Below are 23021 nucleotides of genomic sequence, written 5' to 3' on the forward strand. Positions count from 1 at the left end.
TCCAACGCGTCGGGGCGGATGCGCGTGTGCGTCACCGGGTTCAATGTCGATGCGGTTCGGGCCGTCGCGATTGAGGAGACGGTCTCCCAAGTGACCGGGGTGCACGCCGTGCACGCCTATCCGCGAACAGCGTCGGTGGTGATCTGGTACTCGCCAGAGCTCGGTGACACCGCCGCCGTGCTGTCGGCGATCACCAAAGCGCAGCACGTCCCGGCAGAATTGGTGCCCGCCCGTGCCCCGCACTCAGCGGGTGTGCGCGGCGTGGGCGTGGTGCGGAAAATCACCGGCGGGATCCGCCGCATGCTAAGTCGCCCGCCGGGCGTCGACAAGCCCCTGAAGGCGTCGCGTTGCGGCGGCCGCCCGCGCGGGCCGGTCCGCGGGAGCGCCTCGTGGCCGGGCGAGCAGAACCGGCGCGAGCGGCGGACGTGGTTGCCGCGGGTGTGGTTGGCCTTGCCGTTGGGGCTACTGGCGCTGGGTTCGTCAATGTTCTTCGGTGCTTACCCGTGGGCGGGGTGGCTGGCCTTCGCCGCGACGCTGCCGGTGCAATTCGTGGCCGGGTGGCCGATTCTGCGGGGGGCGGTGCAACAGGCGCGGGCGTTGACCTCGAACATGGACACGCTGATCGCGCTGGGTACGCTGACCGCGTTTGTCTACTCCACGTATCAGTTGTTTGCCGGTGGACCTCTGTTCTTCGACACCTCGGCGCTGATCATCGCGTTCGTGGTGTTGGGCCGCCATCTCGAGGCCAGAGCAACCGGAAAAGCGTCCGAGGCGATCAGCAAGCTGCTGGAGCTGGGCGCCAAGGAAGCCACGCTGCTTGTCGACGGCCAAGAGCTCCTGGTGCCGGTCGATCAGGTCCAAGTCGGAGACCTGGTGCGGGTGCGGCCCGGAGAGAAGATCCCGGTCGACGGTGAGGTCACCGATGGGCGCGCCGCCGTCGACGAGTCGATGCTCACCGGCGAATCCGTCCCGGTCGAGAAGACGGCGGGTGACCGCGTTGCCGGCGCAACGGTCAACCTCGACGGGCTGTTGACCGTGCGCGCCACCGCCGTCGGGGCAGACACCGCGCTGGCGCAGATTGTGCGACTGGTCGAGCAGGCACAGGGCGACAAGGCGCCGGTGCAGCGGCTGGCCGACCGGGTTTCGGCGGTGTTTGTCCCGGCCGTCATCGGCGTTGCCGTCGCGACCTTTGCGGGATGGACACTGATCGCCGCCAACCCGGTGGCTGGTATGACCGCCGCGGTCGCGGTGCTGATCATCGCGTGCCCGTGTGCGTTGGGCCTGGCTACCCCCACGGCCATCATGGTCGGCACCGGCCGGGGCGCCGAACTGGGGATCCTGGTCAAGGGAGGCGAGGTGCTGGAAGCGTCGAAGAAGATCGACACCGTGGTGTTCGACAAGACCGGCACCCTCACCCGCGCCCGGATGCGGGTGACCGATGTGATTGCCGGCCAGCGGCGCCAGCCTAATCAGGTGCTGCGGCTCGCCGCCGCGGTCGAATCGGGCTCCGAACACCCCATCGGTGCGGCGATCGTTGCCGCTGCACACGAGCGCGGGTTGGCGATACCGGCCGCCAATGCGTTCACCGCCGTCGCCGGGCACGGGGTGCGGGCGCAGGTCAACGGCGGGCCGGTGGTGGTCGGACGGCGCAAGCTCGTCGACGAACAACATTTGGTTCTGCCCGACCACCTCGCTGCGGCGGCCGTGGAGCAGGAAGAGCGCGGCCGCACCGCGGTGTTCGTCGGCCAAGACGGCCAGGTTGTGGGTGTGCTCGCGGTAGCGGACACGGTCAAAGACGACGCCGCGGACGTGGTCGGTCGGCTGCACGCCATGGGGCTACAGGTAGCCATGATCACCGGCGACAACGCCCGCACGGCTGCCGCGATCGCCAAGCAGGTCGGCATCGAGAAGGTGCTGGCCGAGGTGTTGCCGCAGGACAAGGTAGCTGAGGTTCGGCGGCTGCAGGACCAGGGCCGGGTGGTCGCGATGGTGGGTGACGGCGTCAACGACGCGCCCGCCTTGGTACAAGCCGATCTGGGCATTGCGATCGGCACCGGTACCGACGTGGCCATCGAGGCCTCCGACATCACGCTAATGTCCGGCCGGCTCGATGGTGTCGTGCGCGCGATCGAACTCTCCAGGCAGACCCTGCGCACCATCTACCAGAATCTCGGCTGGGCCTTCGGCTACAACACCGCCGCGATCCCACTGGCCGCGCTGGGCGCGCTGAACCCGGTCGTGGCGGGCGCGGCGATGGGGTTCTCCTCGGTCAGCGTGGTGACCAACTCACTGCGGTTACGCCGCTTCGGCCGCGACGGCCGAACCGCATGATCCATGACCTGATGCTTCGTTGGGTGGTTACCGGCCTGTTCGTGCTGACCGCCGCCGAATGTGGTCTGGCAATCATCGCCAAACGCCGACCGTGGACGTTGATCGTCAACCACGGGTTGCATTTCGCAATGGCCGTTGCGATGGCGGTGATGGCCTGGCCGTGGGGCGCGCGGGTTCCGACGACGGGACCTGCGGTATTTTTCTTGCTGGCGGCCGTGTGGTTTGGGGCGACGGCCGTCGTTGCGGTCCGCGGGACCGCTACGCGTGGACTGTACGGATATCACGGCTTGATGATGCTGGCCACAGCCTGGATGTATGCCGCCATGAATCCTCGTTTGCTCCCTGTCCGCTCGTGCACCGAATACGCCACCGAGCCGGATGGGTCAATGCCGGCTATGGACATGACTGCGATGAACATGCCGCCGAATAGCGGGTCACCCATCTGGTTCAGCGCGGTGAACTGGATCGGTACGGTCGGCTTCGCGGTTGCGGCGGTTTTCTGGGCATGCAGGTTTGTCATGGAGCGGCGGCAGGAGGCGACCCAGTCCAGGTTGCCGGGCAGCATAGGCCAAGCGATGATGGCGGCCGGTATGGCGATGTTGTTCTTCGCCATGCTGTTTCCGGTCTGAGGCAGTTCGCCGCCTGTGTGTCCGAACCGCAAGGTAATTCGGAATAGGCTGTTCCCAACCTCCTGCGTCGTAGGCGGGGGCCCGGCGGGCCTAGTCAGCGGCCCGCATCGTCGCCGGCTGGACCCAGCGGGGCGGACGTTTCTGCAGGAAGGCCAGCATCCCTTCGCGCGCTTCGTCGGAGACGAACAGCCTGGCCGACTCCTCGGTCAGGCGTTCGGCGTCGCGGTCGAACCCTTCGAGCACGGCGGCCGTGGTCAGCGCCTTCGACGCGGCCAGGCCTTGTGGCGAGCCGCGGCCCACGTCGGCGACCAGCGCGGCCACCGCGGCGTCCACGTCGTCGGCCGCCATGGTGATCAGTCCGATGTCGGCGGCTTCGCGGGCGCCGAACTTCTCGCCGGTCAGGTAATAGCGGGCCGCGGCGCGCGGCGAAAGCTTGGGCAGCAGCGTCAGCGAGATGATCGCCGGTGCCACCCCGATCCGTGCCTCGGTCAGCGCGAACGTGCTTTCCGGTCCGGCGACCACCATGTCGCACGCACCGACCAGGCCGAACCCGCCGGCCCGCACATGCCCGTTGATGGCGCCGACCACCGGCAGCGGCGACTCGACGATGGCGCGCAACAGCGCCGTCATTTCCCGCGCCCGCGCCACCGCCATCCGGTACGGATCACCACCACCACCGCCGGCCTCGCTGAGGTCCGCGCCGGCGCAGAACGTTCCGCCGGTATGCCCCAGCACGACCAGCCGCACCGCCGGATCTGCTTCGGCCGCACTCAGCCCTTGATGTAGTTGGCTGACCAGCGTGCTCGACAGCGCGTTGCGGTTGTGCGGAGAGTTCAGTGTCAGCCTGGCGAAGGGGCCGCCGCAGGCGGCCGGGCCAGCGTAGTCGACGGGGCTGTCCATCAGTAGGACCGGGGCAGACCCAGCGATGTCTGCGCAACGAAGTTCAGCACCATCTCGCGGCTGATCGGGGCGATCCGCGCCAAGCGGGCCGAGGTCATCATCGCTGCCACGCCATATTCCTTGGTGAGGCCGTTGCCGCCCATCGACTGTACGGCCTGATCGACCGCGCGGCTGGATGCCTCGGCCGCAGCGTATTTGGCCATGTTGGCCGCCTCGGCCGCACCGAAGTCGTCACCATGGTCGTAGAGTGTGGCGGCTTTCTGGGTCATCAGCTTGGCGAGTTCGACCTCAATGTGGCACTGCGCCAACGGATGTGCCAGGCCCTGGTGCGCGCCGATCGGGGTGGACCACACCTTGCGGGTTTTGACGTAGTCGACGGCCCTGCCGAGTGCGAACCGGCCCATGCCCACCGCGCTAGCCGCACCCATGATGCGCTCGGGGTTCAGGCCCGCGAAAAGCTGTGCGATCGCCGCGTCTTCGGCTCCAACCAGCGCATCGGCGGGTAGCCGGACGTCGTCGAGGAAAACCTGGAACTGGCGTTCGGGGCTGACCAGCTCCATCTCGATCGGGGTGTAGCTGAACCCGGGAGCGTCGGTGGGCACCACGAACAACGCGGGGCGTAGCTTGCCGGTTTTGGCTTCCTCGCTGCGGCCCACGACCAGCACCGCCTGCGCCTGGTCGATGCCAGAAATAAAGACTTTCTGGCCCTTGATGATCCAGTCGCTGCCGTCGCGACGCGCGGTGGTGGTGATCTTGTGTGAGTTGGAGCCGGCGTCGGGCTCGGTGATGGCGAACGCCATGGTCAACGAGCCGTCGGCGATGCCCGGCAACCAGCGCTTCTTCTGATCGTCGGTGCCGAACTTGGCGATGATGGTTCCGTTGATGGCCGGTGACACCACCATCAGCAGCAGCGCCGAGCCGGCGGCGGCCATCTCCTCCATCACCAGCGACAGTTCGTACATGCCTGCGCCGCCGCCGCCGTACTCTTCGGGCAGATTCACCCCCAAAAAACCGAGTTTGCCTGCCTCGGCCCATAACTCGCTGGTGTGTTCGTGTTTGCGCGCCTTGTCCAGGTAGTACTCGTGGCCATAGTTGGCCACCCAAGAGGCCACCGCCTTGCGCAGCGCCTGACGTTCCTCGCTTTCGATAAAGCTGGTGTCTGTCACGGTGGATCTCCTTCTGCTGGGCCATTTTGAGGTGCTTCTACTCGTGCGAGAATGGCGCCTACTTCGACCTGTTGACCCGTGTTGACGCTGACGTGGGTGAGCACGCCGTCGGCAGGCGCGGCGATGGTGTGTTCCATCTTCATGGCCTCCAGCCAGATCAACGGCTGACCGGCCGTGACCGTGTCGCCAACCTCGGCGCCGATCCGGATGACGTTGCCGGGCATGGGGGCCACCAGCGAGCCTTGCTCGACGGCCGAGCTCGGCTCGGGGAAGCGTGACAGTGCCACCAGGTGAACGGGTCCGCGCGCCGAGTCGACGTAGACGTCGGGGCCGTGGCGGGCAACCGTGAAGCCGTGTGCGACCCCGTCCTGGGCGAGCACCACCTGGTCCACGTCAGCCGAGACCAGCTGTACCACCGGATCGCCGGGAAGCGCCAGACCCGTTCTGGTGAACCGGTATTCGACGCGGTGTTCGGTGTCCGCGTCGTCACGATAGGTCTTGACCTGATAGCCCGAGGCCAGGTTGCGCCAGCCGCTGGGAATCGAGCTGAACACGCCCGCGCTCGCCCGATTGTGCTCGGCGTCGGCCAGCGCGGCGGCGATCGCCGACAACCGGAGGGTCGCGGTGTCGGCCAGCGGTGTCGACAACTCGGCCATGCCGTGCGTGTCGAAAAACCCGGTGTCGGTGGCGCCGTCGAGGAACGCCGGATGACGCAGCACGTTGACCAAGAGCTCACGGTTGGTGCGCAGACCGTGCAGCCGGGCGCGTACCAGCGCATCGGCCAACACAAGCGCGGCCTGCCGGCGGGTGGCACCGTAGGAGACGACCTTGGCCAGCATTGGGTCGTAGTGGATCGACACTGTGGAACCGTCGACGATCCCGGAATCCAGCCGGATGCCGGTCCGCTGTCCCAACGAGTCGAACTGCGCCCGAACCCCCGGAACCTCAATCGTGTGCATCACGCCTGCCTGTGGCTGCCAGCCATGCGCGGGATCCTCGGCGTAGAGGCGGGCCTCGATCGAATATCCCTGGGCGGGGGGAGGTTCGGTGTCGAGTCGCCCGCAGTCGGCAATCATGAGCTGCAGTTCGACCAGATCCAGCCCGGTGGTCTCTTCGGTGACCGGGTGCTCGACCTGTAGCCGGGTGTTCATCTCCAGGAAGTAGAACTCACCTTCCCGGCCAGGTGAGTCATCGGCGAGGAACTCCACCGTGCCTGCCCCGGTGTAGCCGATCGCGCTGGCCGCCAGCCGGGCCGCGTCGAACAGCTTGGCCCGCATCCCCGGTACGCGTTCCACCAGCGGCGACGGTGCCTCTTCGATGATCTTCTGGTGGCGGCGCTGAATCGAGCATTCCCGTTCCCCGACCGCCCACACGGTGCCATGGGTGTCGGCCATGACTTGCACTTCGACGTGGTGCCCGGTGGGCAGGTAGCGCTCGCAGAATACGGTCGGGTCGCCGAACGCGGATTGGGCTTCACGTCGCGCGGCTTCGACTTCGGCCGGCAGGGCCGATAATTCGTGAACCACTCGCATGCCGCGACCGCCACCGCCCGCCGACGCCTTCACCAGCACCGGCAGCTGCGCGGTGGTGACGGCGTCGGGGTCGAGTTCCTCGAGCACCGGCACCCCGGCGGCGGCCATCAGCTTCTTGGACTCGATTTTGGAGCCCATCGCGCGCACCGCGTCCACCGGTGGCCCGACCCAGGTTAGGCCGGCCTCCTGCACGGCGGCCGCGAATTCGGCGTTCTCCGAGAGGAATCCGTAGCCGGGATGCACCGCGTCGGCTCCGGCTGCCTGCGCGGCCGCGATGATCGCCTCGGCGTTCAGATAGTCGGTGGTCTGCGGCAGCCGGACCCGGGCGTCGGCCTCGGCGACATGCGGTGCCGCGGCATCCGGGTCTGTGTAGACGGCGACGGTGCCGAGCCCCAGCCGGCGGCAGGTGGCGAACACCCGCCGGGCGATCTCGCCGCGGTTAGCAACCAATACTCGAGTGATTCCCATCAGCATCACATCCGGAAGACGCCGAAGTTCGACGTCCCCTTGATCGGGCCATTGGCGATGGCGGACAAACACATTCCCAGCACGGTGCGGGTGTCGCGCGGGTCGATCACCCCGTCGTCGTAAAGCATCCCGGACAGCACCAACGGTAGCGACTCGGCTTCGATCTGGCCCTCGACGGCGGCCCGCATCGCCGCGTCGGCGGCTTCGTCGACTTGCTGCCCGCGGGCTTCGGCTGCCGCCCGGGCCACGATGGACAGCACGCCCGACAGCTGGGCGCCGCCCATCACCGCGGACTTGGCGCTGGGCCAGGCGAATAGGAAGCGCGGGTCGTAGGCGCGCCCGCACATGCCGTAGTGCCCGGCGCCGTAGGACGCGCCGATCAGCAGCGAGATGTGCGGGACGGTCGAGTTGGACACGGCGTTGATCATCATCGAGCCATGCTTGATCATCCCGCCTTCCTCGTAGTCCTTGCCCACCATGTAGCCGGTGGTGTTGTGTAAGAACAACAGCGGCGTGTCGGCCCGGTTGGCCAGCTGGATGAACTGGGTGGCCTTCTGTGATTCCTCGCTGAACAGCACGCCGCGGGCGTTGGCCAGGATGCCCAGCGGATAGCCGTGCAACCGAGCCCAGCCGGTCACCAGAGACGACCCGTACAGCGGCTTGAATTCGTCGAACTCGGAGCCATCGACGATGCGGGCGATCACCTCGCGCGGGTCGAATGGGATGCGCAGATCCGGGGGCACGATGCCGATTAGCTCCTCGGCGTCGAACAGCGGCTCGGTCACCGGAGCGGGTGCGGGTCCCTGTTTGATCCAGTTCAGTCGCGCCACGATGCGGCGTCCGATGCGGATCGCGTCGAGCTCGTCGAGCGCAAAATAGTCGGCCAAACCCGATATGAGGGCGTGCATTTCGGCGCCGCCCAGCGACTCGTCGTCGGACTCTTCGCCGGTGGCCATCTTCACTAGCGGCGGGCCGGCCAAAAACACCTTGGAGCGTTCCTTGATCATCACCACGTGATCGGACATGCCGGGGACGTAGGCACCGCCCGCGGTGGAGTTGCCGAAAACCAGCGCAATGGTCGGGATCCCGGCCGCCGACAGCCGGGTCAGGTCGCGGAACATCTGTCCGCCGGGGATGAAAATCTCTTTCTGGGTGGGCAGATCGGCCCCGCCGGATTCCACCAGCGAAATGACGGGAAGCCGGTTTTCGAAGGCGATCTGGTTGGCCCGCAGTATCTTTCGAAGCGTCCACGGATTGCTGGTGCCGCCCTTGACCGTCGGGTCGTTGGCGACGATCATGCATTCCACGCCGCAGACCGCGCCGATGCCGGTGACCAGGCTGGCGCCGATCTGGAAGTTGCTGCCGTAGGCGGCCAGCGGGCTCAGCTCCAGGAACGGGGAGTCCGGGTCGACGAGCAGCTCGATGCGTTCCCGTGGTGTCAGCTTGCCGCGGGCGTGGTGCCGGTCGACGTATTTGGGGCCACCGCCGGCGAGCGCCTTGGCCAGTTCGGCGTTGATCTCGTCGAGCTTGCCGCTCATCGTCGCGGCCGCCTCGTCGTAGGCGGAAGCGTTCGGGTCCAGTGTGGATTGCAGCACGGTCACGATTGATACCCCAGGGTTTTGGCGGCCAAAGCGGTCAGTATTTCGGTGGTGCCGCCTCCGATACCGAGGATTCGCATGTCCCGGTATTGGCGTTCGACTTCGGATTCGGCCATGTAACCCATGCCGCCGAACAGCTGTACGGCCTGGTTGGCAACCCACTCCCCGGCCTGCACGGCGGTGTTCTTGGCGAAACACACCTGCGCGATCAGGTCGGTCTCGCCGGCGAGCTGGCGTTCCACCACATGGTGCGCATAGACCCGGGCGACGTCGATGCGGCGGGCCATCTCGGCCAGCGTGTTCTGCACCGACTGGCGTGAAATCAGCGGCCGACCGAACGTCTCGCGGTCCCGGCACCACTGCGCGGTGAGGTCCAGGCACCGCTGGGCGCTCGAATACGCCTGGGCGGCAAGGCCGATGCGCTCGGAAACAAATGCCCGGGCGATCTGGGTGAAGCCGCTGTTCTCGGCGCCCACGAGGTTAGTCGCCGGCACGGCCACGTCAGTGTAGCACAGCTCGGCGGTATCCGAGGAACGCCAGCCCATCTTGTCCAGCTTGCGGGTCACCTCAAAGCCGGGGGTGTCCTTTTCCACCACCAGCAGCGAAACCCCGGCGGCACCGGGTCCACCGGTTCGCACCGCGGTGACCACGTAGTCGGCCCGCACGCCGGAGGTGATGTAGGTCTTGGCGCCGTTGATCACGTAATGGTCGCCGTCCCGTACCGCGCTGGTCCGTAGATGCCCGACGTCGGAGCCGCCGCCGGGTTCGGTGATGGCCAGCGCGCCGATCTTCTCCCCGGCCAAGGTGGGCCGCACGTACGTGGCGATCAGCCGTTCGTCGCCGGATGCGACCATGTGCGGTACGGCGATACCGCAGGTGAACAGGGACGCATACACCCCGCCCGGGGCGCCGGCCTGGTGCATCTCCTCGCAGATGATGACGGGGTCGGCGCCGTCACCGCCGCCACCACCGACCGCCTCGGGAAAGCCGGCGCCCAGCAGCCCGGCGGCCCCGGCGAGCCGGTGCAGGCCGCGGGGCAACTCGCCGATCCTTTCCCACTCGTCGACGTGCGGCAGGATCTCGCGCTCGGCAAAGGCGCGCACCGTTTTTCGCAGCTGTTGGCGCTCCGGTGTGGTCCAGATGTTCACAACAGGGTCTCCGGGATCTCGACGTGGCGGCTGCGCAGCCACTCACCCAGTCCCTTGGCCTGCGGGTCGAAGCGGGCCTGGTAGGCGACGCCCTGGCCGAGGATTGCCTCGATGACGAAGTTCAGTGCCCGCAGATTCGGCAGCACGTGACGGGTGACGACCAGGCCTGCCGTTTCTGGCAGCAGCTCCTTGAGTAGCTCGACGGTCAGCGTGTGCGCCAGCCAGCGCCACTGCTCGTCGGTGCGTACCCACACGCCGACGTTGGCCGATCCGCCCTTGTCGCCGCTGCGGGCGCCAGCGATCAGGCCCAGCGGTACGCGCCGGGTCGGGCCAGCCGGCAGCGGGTCGGGCAGCGCCGGGGGATGTGCCGGCGCCAGCTCCAACGTCTCAGTGGCGCAGGGAATCTCGGTGCGGGTGCCGTCGGCGTGCACGGCGATGTGCGCCACCTTGCCGGCGTCGACGTAGCCGGGGGTGAACACGCCATACACCTGGCCGTCACCGGGCGGGGCGGTGGCGGTGAACCCCGGGTAGCTGGCCAGCGCCAATTCGACCGCGGCCGAGGAGAATTGCCGACCCACATTGGCAGGGTCGGGATCGCGGGCGACGCAGGTGAGCAGCGCGCTGGCGGTTTCTTCGGTGTCGGCGTCGGGGTGGTCGGTGCGGGCCAGCGTCCATTGCAGCTCAGCGGGTTTGACGGTCAGCGCGGCCTCGAGCTGGCGTCGCACCAAGTCGGCCTTGGCATCGATGTCCAGGCCGGTCAGCACGAATGTCATGGCGTTGCGGAAGCCGCCGATGCTGTTCAGCGACACCTTGTAGGTCGGCGGCGGCGGTTCGCCGATCACGCCGCTAATGCGCACTCGATCCGGCCCGTCGGGCGACAGTTCGACGCTGTCCATCCGGGCCGTCACATCCGGGTTGGCATACCGAGCGCCCGTGATCTCGTAGAGCAGCTGCGCGGTGATGGTGTCGACGCTGACCAGGCCGCCGGTGCCGTGGTGCTTGGTGATCACCGACGAGCCGTCGGCAGCGATCTCGGCCAGCGGGAAGCCGGCGTGAGTGAGGTCGCCTATCTCGGTGAAGAACGCGTAGTTGCCGCCGGTGGCCTGGACTCCGCATTCGATCACGTGCCCGGCCACCACGGCGCCGGCCAGTCGGTGGTAGTCGGTGCGGCCCCAGCCGAAGTGCGCGGCCGCCGCCCCGACGACCACCGAGGCGTCGGTGACCCGGCCGGTGACCACGACGTCGGCGCCGCGCTCGAAGCAGTCGACGATGCCCCATGCGCCCAGGTAGGCGTTGGCCGTCAGTGGCGTCCCCAGCCCCAGTTCGGCCGCCCGTGGTTGCAGGTCGTCGCCTTCCACGTGGGCGACCTGCGCCGGAATGCCCAGGCGCGCGGCCAGCGCCCGCACCGCGTTGGCCAGCCCGGCGGGGTTCAGGCCACCGGCGTTGGTGACGATGCGCACCCCGCGGTCATGGGCCAGGCCCAGGCAGTCCTCGAGCTGGGCCAGGAAGGTCTTCGCGTAGCCGCGATCGGGGTTTTTCATGCGGTCGCGACCGAGAATCAACATGGTCAGCTCGGCCAGGTAGTCGCCGGTGAGATAGTCCAGCTCGCCGCCGGTCAGCATCTCGCGCATGGCGGAGAGGCGGTCGCCGTAGAAGCCCGAGCAGTTTCCGATACGCACGGCACCACAGTCAGGGGCCATGCGATTCCTCCCTTGGGATCGGCGACGCTACCAACCAACCGGTAGGTTAGCACTGCCCTGTTTCGCGACGGAGATCGCTTCCTGAGTCGAAGCGGCCCGGTCTGCGCCGTCCATTGGAGTAGAGTCCGTTTCGCTACGGGACGCCGGGTGCTTTGCCGGCCCCAGGAGGTCAGCGCCATGTCCTTCGTGGTCACAGCACCGCCGGTGCTCGCGTCGGCGGCGTCGGATCTGGGCGGTATCGCGTCCATGATCAGCGAGGCCAACGCGATGGCAGCGGTCCGAACGACGGCGTTGGCGCCCGCCGCCGCCGACGAGGTTTCGGCGGCGATCGCGGCGCTGTTTTCCAGCTACGCGCGGGACTATCAAACGCTGAGCGTCCAGGTGACGGCCTTCCACGTGCAGTTCGCGCAGACATTGACCAATGCGGGGCAGCTGTATGCGGTCGTCGACGTCGGCAATGGCGTGCTGTTGAAGACCGAGCAGCAGGTGCTGGGTGTGATCAATGCGCCCACCCAGACGTTGGTGGGTCGTCCGCTGATCGGCGATGGCACCCACGGGGCGCCGGGGACCGGGCAGAACGGTGGGGCGGGCGGAATCTTGTGGGGCAACGGCGGTAACGGCGGGTCCGGGGCTCCCGGACAGCCGGGCGGCCGGGGCGGTGATGCCGGCCTGTTCGGCCACGGCGGTCATGGCGGTGTCGGGGGGCCGGGCATCGCCGGTGCCGCTGGCACCGCGGGCCTGCCCGGGGGCAACGGCGCCAACGGCGGAAGCGGCGGCATCGGCGGCGCCGGCGGCGCCGGCGGCAACGGCGGGCTGCTATTCGGCAACGGTGGTGCCGGCGGCCAGGGTGGCTCCGGCGGACTTGGGGGCTCCGGCGGGACGGGCGGCGCGGGCATGGCTGCCGGTCCCGCCGGCGGCACCGGCGGCATCGGGGGCATCGGCGGCATCGGCGGCGCGGGCGGGGTCGGCGGCCACGGCTCGGCGTTGTTCGGCCACGGGGGAATCAACGGCGATGGCGGTACCGGCGGCATGGGTGGCCAGGGCGGTGCTGGCGGCAACGGCTGGGCCGCTGAGGGCATCACGGTCGGCATTGGTGAGCAAGGCGGCCAGGGCGGCGACGGGGGAGCCGGCGGCGCCGGCGGGATCGGTGGTTCGGCGGGTGGGATCGGCGGCAGCCAGGGTGCGGGTGGGCACGGCGGCGACGGCGGCCAGGGCGGCGCCGGCGGTAGTGGCGGCGTTGGCGGCGGCGGCGCAGGCGCCGGCGGCGACGGCGGCGCGGGCGGCATCGGCGGCACTGGCGGTAACGGCAGCATCGGCGGGGCCGCCGGCAATGGCGGTAACGGCGGCCGCGGCGGCGCCGGTGGCATGGCCACCGCGGGAAGTGATGGCGGCAATGGCGGCGGCGGCGGCAACGGCGGCGTCGGTGTTGGCAGCGCCGGAGGGGCCGGCGGCACCGGCGGTGACGGCGGGGCGGCCGGGGCGGGCGGCGCGCCGGGCCACGGCTACTTCCAACAGCCCGCGCCCCAAGGGCTGCCCATCGGAACCGGCGGGACCGGCGGCGAAGGCGGTGCCGGCGGCGCCGGTGGAGACGGCGGGCAGGGCGACATCGGCTTCGATGGCGGCCGGGGTGGCGACGGCGGCCCGGGCGGTGGCGGCGGCGCCGGCGGTGACGGCAGCGGCACCTTCAATGCCCAAGCCAACAACGGCGGCGACGGTGGTGCCGGCGGTGTTGGGGGAGCCGGCGGCACCGGCGGCACGGGTGGGGTCGGGGCCGACGGGGGTCGCGGGGGGGACTCGGGCCGCGGCGGCGACGGCGGCAACGCCGGCCACGGCGGCGCCGCCCAATTCTCCGGTCGCGGCGCCTACGGCGGTGAAGGTGGCAGCGGCGGCGCCGGCGGCAACGCCGGTGGCGCCGGCACCGGTGGCACCGCGGGCTCCGGCGGTGCCGGAGGTTTCGGCGGCAACGGTGCCGATGGCGGCAATGGCGGCAACGGTGGCAACGGCGGCTTCGGCGGAATTAACGGCACGTTCGGCACCAACGGTGCCGGCGGCACCGGCGGGCTCGGCACCCTGCTCGGCGGCCACAACGGCAACATCGGCCTCAACGGGGCCACCGGCGGCATCGGCAGCACCACGTTGACCAACGCGACCGTACCGCTGCAGCTGGTGAATACCACCGAGCCGGTGGTATTCATCTCCTTAAACGGCGGCCAAATGGTGCCCGTGCTGCTCGACACCGGATCCACCGGTCTGGTCATGGACAGCCAATTCCTGACGCAGAACTTCGGCCCCGTCATCGGGACGGGCACCGCCGGTTACGCCGGCGGGCTGACCTACAACTACAACACCTACTCAACGACGGTGGATTTCGGCAATGGCCTTCTCACCCTGCCGACCAGCGTTAACGTCGTCACCTCGTCATCACCGGGAACCCTGGGCAACTTCTTGTCGAGATCCGGTGCGGTGGGCGTCTTGGGAATCGGGCCCAACAACGGGTTCCCGGGCACCAGCTCCATCGTTACCGCGATGCCCGGCCTGCTCAACAACGGTGTGCTCATCGACGAATCGGCGGGCATCCTGCAGTTCGGTCCCAACACATTAACCGGCGGTATCACGATTTCTGGAGCACCGATTTCCACCGTGGCTGTTCAGATCGACAACGGGCCGCTGCAACAAGCTCCGGTGATGTTCGACTCCGGCGGCATCAACGGAACCATCCCGTCAGCCCTCGCCAGCCTGCCGTCCGGGGGATTCGTGCCGGCGGGAACGACCATTTCGGTCTACACCAGCGACGGCCAGACGCTGTTGTACTCCTACACCACCACCGCGACAAACACCCCATTTGTCACCTCCGGCGGCGTGATGAACACCGGGCACGTCCCCTTCGCGCAGCAACCGATATACGTCTCCTACAGCCCCACCGCCATCGGGACGACCACCTTTAACTGACGGCCCCTCCCTGGCTCGTGATAGGGAAGGGGCGTCTGCAGCGGGCGTTCTCGATTGTCGCCGCGCTCATCTGCGCGCGGAAGCTCATACCAAAGAGGAAGGCCCACCATGGCTGTGCCCACGCGCAGAAAGTCGCGCGCGAACACCCGAAGCCGGCGCTCGCAGTGGAGGGCCCGGCCGGACGGGTGCGGGCCGAACACACCGGGCGGGCTGGTGTCAGCTGATTACCGACACCGTGTCGCCGGCGAAGTTGGTGACATAGACCTCGCCGGTGACGGGGTTGACCGCCACCCCGGTCGGAGCGGTGCCGACGGTGATGGGGGAGCCGGTGACGGTGTTGGTGGTCGGGTCGATCACCGACACCGTGTTGCTGTCGAAGTTGGTCACGAAGACCAGGCCGGTGACGGGGCTGACCGCCACCCCGCTTGGACCGTTGCCGATGGTGATGGGGGAGCCGGTGACGGTGTTGGTGGCGGGGTTGATCACCGACACCGTGCCGCTGCCGAAATTGGTGACGTAGACGTTGCCGCCCGGGTTGACCGCCACCCCGTGCGGATCGTTGAAGCTGGCGTGGGTGATGGTGGTGACGGCGCCGGCGGCCCCACCGGCACCGCCGACCCCACCCGCACCGCCGATACCGCCGACCGGGCCGCGGCCGGCACCGCCGGCCGTGCCGGCGCGGGCGAGGCTGACCGCGCCGCCGGTGCCGCCGGCCCCACCGTTGCCGATCAACCCGGCCGCCCCGCCGGCGCCGCCGGCCTGTCCGGGTGCCCCCGACCCGCCATTGCCGCCGTTGCCCCACAAGATGCCGCCGGCCCCGCCGGCCTGCCCGGTGCCGGGCGCCCCGTGGGCGCCGTCACCGATCAGCTTGCGCCCCACCAGCGCCTCAGTCGGCGTGTTGATCACCCCCAACAGGGCCTGCTCGATCTGCTGCAGCGGTGTTGCGCTGGCCGCTTCGGCGACCGCGTAGGTGCTGCCAGCTTGGCTTAAGGCCAGCACGAACCGTTCCTGATAGGCCGCGACCTGCGCGCTGATCGCTTGATAGTGCTGGCCGTGGCTGCCGAACAGCGCCGCGATCGCCGTTGACACCTCGTCTTGGGCGGCGACCAACACCTGGGTGGTCGCCGCCGCCGCGGTGTTGGCGGTGTTGATCGCCGAGCCGATCCGCGCCGCATCGGCCGCGGCTGTGGACACTAACTGTGGGGCCACGTTGACAAACGACATCGAAATCCTCCTGACCGCCACGATGTTGAGATGCGGGCGGCCCACCGCCTGTTACCCCTGCGGTGGGTAACCGTTTATTCGGACGATCCCTGCCGTTCCACGCCTGGGCGCAGGCGCAAACCGCACCAACATTGGTGGAACGTGGTGCACACTGCACCTGGGGTTCTGCCCTCATCGTGTGTCAGCAGGCGAAACCCGCGCGGACGAGAACTCCTGCGTTAAGCAGCACAAATCGCTGCTCACGCTCACCGGTCAGCGCACTGAACCGGCCCCATGTCGACGACCGGTGAGGCGACCGCTCAACTCGTCGGCGTCAACTCGGCCATTGCCACCCTGGTCGCCGATTCCTGTCCCACAGCCCCACCACCATCGGGGCGACAACCGTGAACTGACGGTCACGCCCGGGCCCAACCCCGGCCCGGAATTGGGCCGGGCCGTCTTCAACCGGTATCCTCCACGTCATTGTCGACGCGATTGTCGCCGCGCCCACCTGCGTGCGGAAGCCCATACCAAAAGAGGAAGGCCCACCATGGCTGTGCCCAAGCGCAGAAAGTCGCGCTCGAATACCCGAAGCCGGCGCTCGCAGTGGAAGGCCGCCAAGACCGAGCTGGTCGGTGTGACCGTCGCCGGTCACGCCCACAAGGTGCCTCGGCGCTTGCTCAAGGCCGCCCGGCTCGGCCTCATCGATTTCGATAAGCGCTGACGCGCCGGCGGCCGACGATCATATGGCCGCCGAACACACCGAGCGCGCCGGCTCTCCGGTGATCACCGACACCGTGTCGTCGAGAGAGTTAGTGACGTAGACCACGCCGGTGACGGGGTTGACCGCCACCCCTGTCGGGTCGAGTCCGACGGGGATGGGGGAGCCGGTGACGGTGTTGGTGGCCGGGTCGATCACCGACACCGTGTTGCTGAACTGGTTGGTGACGTAGATGTTGCCGCCTGGGTTGACCGCCACCCCATACGCACCGGTACCGACGGGGATGGAGCCGGTGACGGTGTTGGTGTTCGGGTCGATCACCGACACCGTGTTGCTGTCGAAGTTGGTCACGAAGACCAGGCCGGTGACGGGGCTGACCGCCACCCCGCTTGGACCGTTGCCGTCGGTGATGGAGCCGGTGACGGTGTTGGTGACCGGGTCGATCACCGACACCGTGTTGCTGCCCTGGTTGGTGACGTAGATGTTGCCGCCCGGGTTGACCGCCACCCCGTGCGGATCGTTGAAGCTGGCGTGGGTGATGGTGGTGACGGCGCCGGCGGCCCCACCGGCACCGCCGACCCCACCCGTACCGCCGATACCGCCGGCCGGGCCGCCGCCGGCGCCGCCGGCGGTGCCGGCGCGGGCGAGGCTGACCGCGCCGCCGGTGCCGCCGGTCCCGCCGTCCCCGCCGTGTCCACCCACACCGATTAACCCGCCGTGACCACCAACCCCGCCGGTGCCACCGTCACCGCCGGCCACACCGAAGGTTGTGCCGGCTCCGCCGGCCCCGCCGACACCACCGGCCCCGCCGTTGCCGAACAGCCATCCACCGGCGCCGCCGGCTCCGCCGTTCGCGCCGGCCTCAAAGGGTAGGCCCTGGCCGCCAGCTCCGCCGGCCCCACCGTTGCCGATCAACCCGGCCGCCCCGCCGGCGCCGCCGGCCTGCCCGGGTGCCCCCGACCCGCCGTTGCCGCCGTTGCCCCACAGCCACCCGCCGTTACCGCCGGCTTGCCCGGTCCCGTCGATCCCGTTCGCGCCGTCGCCGATCAATGGGCGCCCGGTCAGCGACTGAACGGGTGCGTTGATCGCATCGAGCACGTTCTGCAGCGGTGTTGCGCTGGCCGCTTCGGCGACCGCGTAGGTGCTGCTAGCTTGGCTTAAGGCCAGCACGAACCGTTCCTGGTAGGCCGCGACCTGCGCGCTGATCGCTTGATAGTGCTGGCCGTGGCTGCCGAACAGCGCGGCGATCGCCGTTGACACCTCGTCTTGGGCGGCGGCCAACACCTGGGTGGTCGCCGCCGCCGCGGTGTTGGCGGTGTTGATCGCCGAGCCGATCCGCGCTGCATCGGCCGCGGCTGTGGACACTAACTGTGGGGCCACGTTGACAAACGACATCGAAATCCTCCTGACCGCGACGATGTTGAGATGCGGGCGGCCCACCGCCTGTTACCGCCGCGGTGGGTAACCGTTTATTCGGACGATCCCTGCCGTTCCACGCCTGGGCGCAGGCACAAACCGCACCAACATTGGTGGAACGTGGTGCACACTGCACCTGGGGTTCTGCCCTCATCGTGTGGCAGCAGGCGAAACCCGCGCGGACGAGAACTCTTCCGCCAAGCAGCACAAATCGCCCTACTCTTGACCACCAAACAAAACCCGTCCATGGGGCCAATGTGGCTGATGTGGCTAAACCTCGTCGAACAAACCCGCATACCACGGCGCGCCTCTCAGGCCAGTCTCAGGCGCTGCGACGACACTGGTGTCCGTGCGAATTCTTGTCGTTGACGACGATCGTGCGGTGCGCGAGTCGCTGCGCCGGTCGCTTTCCTTCAATGGCTATTCGGTCGAACTGGCCCACGACGGGGTTGAGGCGCTCGACATGATTGCCAGCGATCGCCCCGACGCGTTGGTCCTGGATGTCATGATGCCGCGGCTGGACGGCCTCGAGGTGTGCCGTCAGCTCCGCAGCACCGGCGACGACCTGCCGATTCTGGTGCTGACCGCGCGCGACTCGGTGTCCGAGCGGGTGGCCGGGCTGGACGCCGGTGCCGACGACTACCTACCAAAGCCGTTCGCCCTCGAAGAGCTGCTGGCACGGATGCGGGCGCTGCTGCGCCGCACCAAGCCCGAGGATGCCGCCGAGTCGATGGCCATGAGGTTCTCCGACCTGACGCTGGACCCGGTAACCCGCGAAGTCAACCGTGGACAGCGCCGGATCAGCCTGACCCGCACCGAATTTGCATTGCTGGAGATGCTGATCGCCAATCCGCGGCGAGTGCTGACGCGCAGCCGTATCCTGGAAGAGGTATGGGGATTCGACTTTCCCACCTCGGGCAACGCGCTGGAAGTCTACGTCGGGTATCTACGCCGCAAGACCGAGGCCGACGGCGAGCCGCGGCTGATCCACACTGTGCGCGGAGTGGGTTACGTGCTACGTGAAACACCACCCTGATGTGGTGGTTCCGCCGCCGAGACCGGGCGCCGCTGCGCGCCACCAGCTCATTATCCCTGCGGTGGCGGGTCATGCTGCTGGCGATGTCCATGGTCGCGATGGTGGTTGTGCTGATGTCGTTCGCCGTCTATGCGGTGATCTCGGCCGCGCTCTACAGCGACATCGACAACCAACTGCAGAGCCGGGCGCAACTGCTCATCGCCAGTGGCTCGCTGGCAGCTGATCCGGGTAAGGCAATCGAGGGTACCGCCTATTCGGATGTCAACGCGATGCTGGTCAACCCCGGCCAGTCCATCTACACCGCTCAACAGCCGGGCCAGACGCTGCCGGTCGGTGCTGCCGAGAAGGCGGTGATCCGTGGCGAGTTGTTCATGTCGCGGCGCACCACCGCCGACCAACGGGTGCTTGCCATCCGTCTGACCAACGGTAGTTCGCTGCTGATCTCCAAAAGTCTCAAGCCCACCGAAGCAGTCATGAACAAGCTGCGTTGGGTGCTATTGATCGTGGGTGGGATCGGGGTGGCGGTCGCCGCGGTGGCCGGGGGGATGGTCACCCGGGCCGGGCTGAGGCCGGTGGGCCGCCTCACCGAAGCGGCCGAGCGGGTGGCGCGAACCGACGACCTGCGGCCCATCCCCGTCTTCGGCAGCGACGAATTGGCCAGGCTGACAGAGGCATTCAATTTAATGCTGCGGGCGCTGGCCGAGTCACGGGAACGGCAGGCAAGGCTGGTTACCGACGCCGGACATGAATTGCGTACCCCGCTAACGTCGCTGCGCACCAATGTCGAACTCTTGATGGCCTCGATGGCCCCGGGGGCTCCGCGGCTACCCAAGCAGGAGATGGTCGACCTGCGTGCCGATGTGCTGGCTCAAATCGAGGAATTGTCCACACTGGTAGGCGATTTGGTGGACCTGTCCCGAGGCGACGCCGGAGAAGTGGTGCACGAGCCGGTCGACATGGCTGACGTCGTCGACCGCAGCCTGGAGCGGGTCAGGCGGCGGCGCAACGATATCCATTTCGACGTCGAGGTGATTGGGTGGCAGGTTTATGGCGATACCGCTGGATTGTCGCGGATGGCGCTTAACCTGATGGACAACGCCGCGAAGTGGAGCCCGCCGGGCGGCCACGTGGGTGTCAGGCTGAGCCAGCTCGACGCGTCGCACGCTGAGCTGGTGGTTTCCGACCGCGGCCCGGGCATTCCCGTGCAGGAGCGCCGTCTGGTGTTTGAACGGTTTTACCGGTCGGCATCGGCACGGGCGTTGCCGGGTTCGGGCCTCGGGTTGGCGATCGTCAAACAGGTGGTGCTCAACCACGGCGGATTGCTGCGCATCGAAGACACCGACCCAGGCGGCCAGCCCCCTGGAACGTCGATTTACGTGCTGCTCCCCGGCCGTCGGATGCCGATTCCGCAGCTTCCCGGTGCGACGGCTGGCGCTCGGAGCACGGACATCGAGAACTCTCGGGGTTCGGCGAACGTTATCTCAGTGGAATCTCAGTCCACGCGCGCAACCTAGTTGTGCAGTTACTGTTGAAAGCCACACCCATGCCAGTCCACGCATGGCCAAGTTGGCCCGAGTAGTGGGCCTAGTACAGGAAGAGCAACCTAGCGACATGACGAATCACCCACGGTATTCGCCACCGCCGCAGCAGCCGGGAACCCCAGGTTATGCTCAGGGGCAGCAGCAAACGTACAGCCAGCAGTTCGACTGGCGTTACCCACCGTCCCCGCCCCCGCAGCCAACCCAGTACCGTCAACCCTACGAGGCGTTGGGTGGTACCCGGCCGGGTCTGATACCTGGCGTGATTCCGACCATGACGCCCCCTCCTGGGATGGTTCGCCAACGCCCTCGTGCAGGCATGTTGGCCATCGGCGCGGTGACGATAGCGGTGGTGTCCGCCGGCATCGGCGGCGCGGCCGCATCCCTGGTCGGGTTCAACCGGGCACCCGCCGGCCCCAGCGGCGGCCCAGTGGCTGCCAGCGCGGCGCCAAGCATCCCCGCAGCAAACATGCCGCCGGGGTCGGTCGAACAGGTGGCGGCCAAGGTGGTGCCCAGTGTCGTCATGTTGGAAACCGATCTGGGCCGCCAGTCGGAGGAGGGCTCCGGCATCATTCTGTCTGCCGAGGGGCTGATCTTGACCAACAACCACGTGATCGCGGCGGCCGCCAAGCCTCCCCTGGGCAGTCCGCCGCCGAAAACGACGGTAACCTTCTCTGACGGGCGGACCGCACCCTTCACGGTGGTGGGGGCTGACCCCACCAGTGATATCGCCGTCGTCCGTGTTCAGGGCGTCTCCGGGCTCACCCCGATCTCCCTGGGTTCCTCCTCGGACCTGAGGGTCGGTCAGCCGGTGCTGGCGATCGGGTCGCCGCTCGGTTTGGAGGGCACCGTGACCACGGGGATCGTCAGCGCTCTCAACCGTCCAGTGTCGACGACCGGCGAGGCCGGCAACCAGAACACCGTGCTGGACGCCATTCAGACCGACGCCGCGATCAACCCCGGTAACTCCGGGGGCGCGCTGGTGAACATGAACGCTCAACTCGTCGGAGTCAACTCGGCCATTGCCACGCTGGGCGCGGACTCAGCCGATGCGCAGAGCGGCTCGATCGGTCTCGGTTTTGCGATTCCAGTCGACCAGGCCAAGCGCATCGCCGACGAGTTGATCAGCACCGGCAAGGCGTCACATGCCTCCCTGGGTGTGCAGGTGACCAATGACAAAGACACCCCGGGCGCCAAGATCGTCGAAGTAGTGGCCGGTGGTGCTGCCGCGAACGCTGGAGTGCCGAAGGGCGTCGTTGTCACCAAGGTCGACGACCGCCCGATCAACAGCGCGGACGCGTTGGTTGCCGCCGTGCGGTCCAAAGCGCCGGGCGCCACGGTGGCGCTAACCTTTCAGGATCCCTCGGGCGGTAGCCGCACAGTGCAAGTCACCCTCGGCAAGGCGGAGCAGTGATGAAGGTCGCCGCGCAGTGTTCAAAGCTCGGATATACGGTGGCACCCATGGAACAGCGTGCGGAGTTGGTGGTTGGCCGGGCACTTGTCGTCGTCGTTGACGATCGCACGGCGCACGGCGATGAAGACCACAGCGGGCCGCTTGTCACCGAGCTGCTCACCGAGGCCGGGTTTGTTGTCGACGGCGTGGTGGCGGTGTCGGCCGACGAGGTCGAGATCCGAAATGCGCTGAACACAGCGGTGATCGGCGGGGTGGACCTGGTGGTGTCGGTCGGCGGGACCGGGGTGACGCCTCGCGATGTCACCCCGGAAGCCACCCGCGACATTCTGGACCGCGAGATCCTCGGTATCGCCGAGGCCATCCGCGCGTCCGGGCTGTCCGCGGGAATCGTCGACGCCGGGTTGTCGCGCGGCCTGGCGGGTGTCTCCGGCAGCACGCTGGTGGTCAACCTCGCGGGTTCGCGTTATGCGGTGCGCGATGGAATGGCGACGCTGAATCCGCTAGCGGCACAGATCATCGGGCAGTTGTCGAGCTTGGAGATCTGAATCCGGATCGAGTGTCGGGCTATTGCGATTCTGTGCTCGCGCGAGGCCCGTCGGTTGGCGATGGTGTCCCACGGCCGCCGTGCCTCCCCGGCGAGTCCCCGTTCGTTTGCGCGAGCAGATCGCGGATTTCGGTGAGCAGCACGACTTGGGTGTCGCCCGGCTGCTCGACCTCCCCCTTCTTGCGTAGTGTGTTGTAGGGCAGCACGACTAGGAAGTACACCGCGAACGCGATCAGGAAAAAGTTGATCGCTGCCGACAACAAGACGTTCAAGTCAATGGTCTGACCACCGCCGATACCGATCCGCAAGATGCCGACGTCGGACTGTGCGTTGACGCCGATCCGGTTGATCAGCGGCGTAATGATGCTGTCGGTGAACTTGGTGACCAACGCCGTGAACGCTGTGCCGATTACCACCGCGACAGCCAGGTCGACGATATTACCCCGCGCGAGAAACTCCTTGAATCCTTTGAGCATGCGATGTCCTTTCTGCAGTCGGCGGCCGGCAGTCCGCGAGTGGAACACCTAGAAAAACTAGACCAGGTGGTGTCAATGGCCACGACGCTGGGATCGCCGTTGCCATGGGGAGCTGACGCTGCCGGGATCCGGTGCTGTTGTTTGTTGACGGGATGCCCTTGACTTCGCTGACCGTGGTGTGCGCGTAACCGGCCGGTCGGGAACGCGGCGACGGATGGCGCGGTGGCCAGGACAGTGATCGAGATGACATCA

At 68.0% G+C, this 23021-nt stretch carries 18 protein-coding genes; 8 read left to right on the forward strand and 10 right to left on the reverse strand.

Going from position 1 to position 23021, the window contains the following annotated elements:
• Positions 1 to 18: 18 nt before the first annotated feature.
• Positions 19 to 2331: a copper-translocating P-type ATPase gene (locus tag FF952_RS05140; RefSeq protein ID WP_003404941.1), complete on the forward strand. Its 2313-nt coding sequence runs from the start codon at positions 19 to 21 to the stop codon at positions 2329 to 2331.
• A complete protein-coding gene (locus FF952_RS05145) occupies positions 2328 to 2960 on the forward strand; it encodes a DUF5134 domain-containing protein (RefSeq protein ID WP_003898666.1) in 633 nt (210 codons plus the stop codon). The genes FF952_RS05140 and FF952_RS05145 overlap by 4 nt, the downstream gene beginning before the upstream one ends.
• A 90-nt stretch (positions 2961 to 3050) precedes the next feature.
• Here the strand turns inward: FF952_RS05145 and FF952_RS05150 are convergent, their stop codons facing one another.
• Genes FF952_RS05150 through FF952_RS05175 form a run of 6 tightly spaced genes read right to left on the reverse strand, consistent with a single transcriptional unit; the run spans position 3051 to position 11451 of the window.
• On the reverse strand, positions 3051 to 3860 hold the full coding sequence (locus tag FF952_RS05150) for an enoyl-CoA hydratase family protein (protein ID WP_003404949.1): 810 nt from the start codon (positions 3858 to 3860) through the stop codon (positions 3051 to 3053).
• The gene (locus FF952_RS05155; RefSeq protein WP_003898667.1) at positions 3860 to 5026 is read right to left on the reverse strand and encodes an acyl-CoA dehydrogenase family protein; all 1167 of its coding nucleotides are present in this window, start codon (positions 5024 to 5026) and stop codon (positions 3860 to 3862) included. Before FF952_RS05155 ends, FF952_RS05150 begins: the two co-directional genes overlap by 1 nt.
• Positions 5023 to 7026 (reverse strand): acetyl/propionyl/methylcrotonyl-CoA carboxylase subunit alpha, encoded by a 2004-nt coding sequence (locus FF952_RS05160; protein ID WP_003904517.1) that lies wholly within the window; start codon positions 7024 to 7026, stop codon positions 5023 to 5025. The genes FF952_RS05155 and FF952_RS05160 overlap by 4 nt, the downstream gene beginning before the upstream one ends.
• A gap of 5 nt (positions 7027 to 7031) precedes the next feature.
• Complete coding sequence (locus FF952_RS05165; protein WP_003907532.1) at positions 7032 to 8621, reverse strand: acyl-CoA carboxylase subunit beta; 1590 nt, start codon at positions 8619 to 8621, stop codon at positions 7032 to 7034.
• A gap of 2 nt (positions 8622 to 8623) precedes the next feature.
• The gene (locus FF952_RS05170; protein WP_003898670.1) at positions 8624 to 9772 is read right to left on the reverse strand and encodes an acyl-CoA dehydrogenase family protein; all 1149 of its coding nucleotides are present in this window, start codon (positions 9770 to 9772) and stop codon (positions 8624 to 8626) included.
• On the reverse strand, positions 9769 to 11451 hold the full coding sequence (locus FF952_RS05175; protein ID WP_003404960.1) for an acyclic terpene utilization AtuA family protein: 1683 nt from the start codon (positions 11449 to 11451) through the stop codon (positions 9769 to 9771). The genes FF952_RS05170 and FF952_RS05175 overlap by 4 nt, the downstream gene beginning before the upstream one ends.
• Before the next feature lie 198 nt (positions 11452 to 11649).
• Here FF952_RS05175 and FF952_RS05180 point away from each other — a divergent pair, with 198 nt between their 5' ends.
• Positions 11650 to 14421 carry a PecA family PE domain-processing aspartic protease gene (locus FF952_RS05180; RefSeq protein WP_010886098.1) on the forward strand — a complete coding sequence of 924 codons (2772 nt, stop codon included), beginning with the start codon at positions 11650 to 11652 and terminating at the stop codon, positions 14419 to 14421.
• Positions 14422 to 14637: 216 nt separating this feature from the next.
• On the opposite strand, the gene FF952_RS20700 is transcribed toward FF952_RS05180, so the two are convergent.
• Together FF952_RS20700 and FF952_RS05200 are read right to left on the reverse strand one after the other, a co-directional pair.
• A complete protein-coding gene (locus FF952_RS20700) occupies positions 14638 to 15645 on the reverse strand; it encodes a PE-PGRS family protein (protein ID WP_010950476.1) in 1008 nt (335 codons plus the stop codon).
• A 313-nt stretch (positions 15646 to 15958) separates the two neighbouring features.
• Positions 15959 to 16153 (reverse strand): hypothetical protein, encoded by a 195-nt coding sequence (locus tag FF952_RS05200; protein ID WP_003907536.1) that lies wholly within the window; start codon positions 16151 to 16153, stop codon positions 15959 to 15961.
• A 21-nt stretch (positions 16154 to 16174) separates the two neighbouring features.
• Between FF952_RS05200 and rpmF the strand changes: the two genes are divergently transcribed.
• Positions 16175 to 16348: a 50S ribosomal protein L32 gene (gene rpmF, locus FF952_RS05205; protein ID WP_003405053.1), complete on the forward strand. Its 174-nt coding sequence runs from the start codon at positions 16175 to 16177 to the stop codon at positions 16346 to 16348.
• An 18-nt stretch (positions 16349 to 16366) separates the two neighbouring features.
• Here the strand turns inward: rpmF and FF952_RS05220 are convergent, their stop codons facing one another.
• Complete coding sequence (locus FF952_RS05220; RefSeq protein ID WP_010950477.1) at positions 16367 to 17740, reverse strand: PE-PGRS family protein; 1374 nt, start codon at positions 17738 to 17740, stop codon at positions 16367 to 16369.
• A gap of 370 nt (positions 17741 to 18110) precedes the next feature.
• On the opposite strand from FF952_RS05220, the gene mprA reads away from it, so the two are divergent.
• From mprA to FF952_RS05240, 4 genes are read left to right on the forward strand one after another with little or no spacing between them, the layout of a single operon-like run.
• Complete coding sequence (mprA, locus tag FF952_RS05225) at positions 18111 to 18797, forward strand: two-component system response regulator MprA (RefSeq protein ID WP_014588181.1); 687 nt, start codon at positions 18111 to 18113, stop codon at positions 18795 to 18797.
• Positions 18797 to 20311 carry a two-component system sensor histidine kinase MprB gene (gene mprB, locus FF952_RS05230; RefSeq protein WP_003405123.1) on the forward strand — a complete coding sequence of 505 codons (1515 nt, stop codon included), beginning with the start codon at positions 18797 to 18799 and terminating at the stop codon, positions 20309 to 20311. The genes mprA and mprB overlap by 1 nt, the downstream gene beginning before the upstream one ends.
• 43 nt (positions 20312 to 20354) lie before the next feature.
• A complete protein-coding gene (gene pepD, locus FF952_RS05235) occupies positions 20355 to 21749 on the forward strand; it encodes a serine protease PepD (protein WP_003901059.1) in 1395 nt (464 codons plus the stop codon).
• A complete protein-coding gene (locus FF952_RS05240) occupies positions 21749 to 22294 on the forward strand; it encodes a MogA/MoaB family molybdenum cofactor biosynthesis protein (RefSeq protein WP_003405127.1) in 546 nt (181 codons plus the stop codon). The genes pepD and FF952_RS05240 overlap by 1 nt, the downstream gene beginning before the upstream one ends.
• 19 nt (positions 22295 to 22313) lie before the next feature.
• Here FF952_RS05240 and mscL read toward each other — a convergent pair whose 3' ends face one another.
• Positions 22314 to 22769 carry a large-conductance mechanosensitive channel protein MscL gene (gene mscL / locus FF952_RS05245; protein ID WP_003405128.1) on the reverse strand — a complete coding sequence of 152 codons (456 nt, stop codon included), beginning with the start codon at positions 22767 to 22769 and terminating at the stop codon, positions 22314 to 22316.
• Positions 22770 to 23021 lie beyond the last annotated feature (252 nt).

Origin of the sequence: Mycobacterium tuberculosis complex sp. N0072 (assembly GCF_030323725.1) — a bacterium.
Classification (GTDB): Bacteria; Actinomycetota; Actinomycetes; order Mycobacteriales; family Mycobacteriaceae; genus Mycobacterium; species Mycobacterium tuberculosis.

Excerpts from the sequence above, each read along its gene's own strand:
- FF952_RS05140 (WP_003404941.1), top strand. The coding sequence starts at position 19 with ATGCGCGTGTGCGTCACCGGGTTCAATGTCGATGCGGTTCGGGCCGTC.
- FF952_RS05145 (WP_003898666.1), top strand. The coding sequence starts at position 2,328 with ATGATCCATGACCTGATGCTTCGTTGGGTGGTTACCGGCCTGTTCGTG.
- FF952_RS05150 (WP_003404949.1), bottom strand. The coding sequence starts at position 3,860 with ATGGACAGCCCCGTCGACTACGCTGGCCCGGCCGCCTGCGGCGGCCCC.
- FF952_RS05160 (WP_003904517.1), bottom strand. The coding sequence starts at position 7,026 with ATGGGAATCACTCGAGTATTGGTTGCTAACCGCGGCGAGATCGCCCGG.
- FF952_RS05180 (WP_010886098.1), top strand. The coding sequence starts at position 11,650 with ATGTCCTTCGTGGTCACAGCACCGCCGGTGCTCGCGTCGGCGGCGTCG.
- FF952_RS20700 (WP_010950476.1), bottom strand. The coding sequence starts at position 15,645 with ATGTCGTTTGTCAACGTGGCCCCACAGTTAGTGTCCACAGCCGCGGCC.
- FF952_RS05200 (WP_003907536.1), bottom strand. The coding sequence starts at position 16,153 with ATGGGCTTCCGCACGCAGGTGGGCGCGGCGACAATCGCGTCGACAATG.
- rpmF (WP_003405053.1), top strand. The coding sequence starts at position 16,175 with ATGGCTGTGCCCAAGCGCAGAAAGTCGCGCTCGAATACCCGAAGCCGG.
- FF952_RS05220 (WP_010950477.1), bottom strand. The coding sequence starts at position 17,740 with ATGTCGTTTGTCAACGTGGCCCCACAGTTAGTGTCCACAGCCGCGGCC.
- mprB (WP_003405123.1), top strand. The coding sequence starts at position 18,797 with ATGTGGTGGTTCCGCCGCCGAGACCGGGCGCCGCTGCGCGCCACCAGC.
- pepD (WP_003901059.1), top strand. The coding sequence starts at position 20,355 with ATGGCCAAGTTGGCCCGAGTAGTGGGCCTAGTACAGGAAGAGCAACCT.
- FF952_RS05240 (WP_003405127.1), top strand. The coding sequence starts at position 21,749 with ATGAAGGTCGCCGCGCAGTGTTCAAAGCTCGGATATACGGTGGCACCC.
- mscL (WP_003405128.1), bottom strand. The coding sequence starts at position 22,769 with ATGCTCAAAGGATTCAAGGAGTTTCTCGCGCGGGGTAATATCGTCGAC.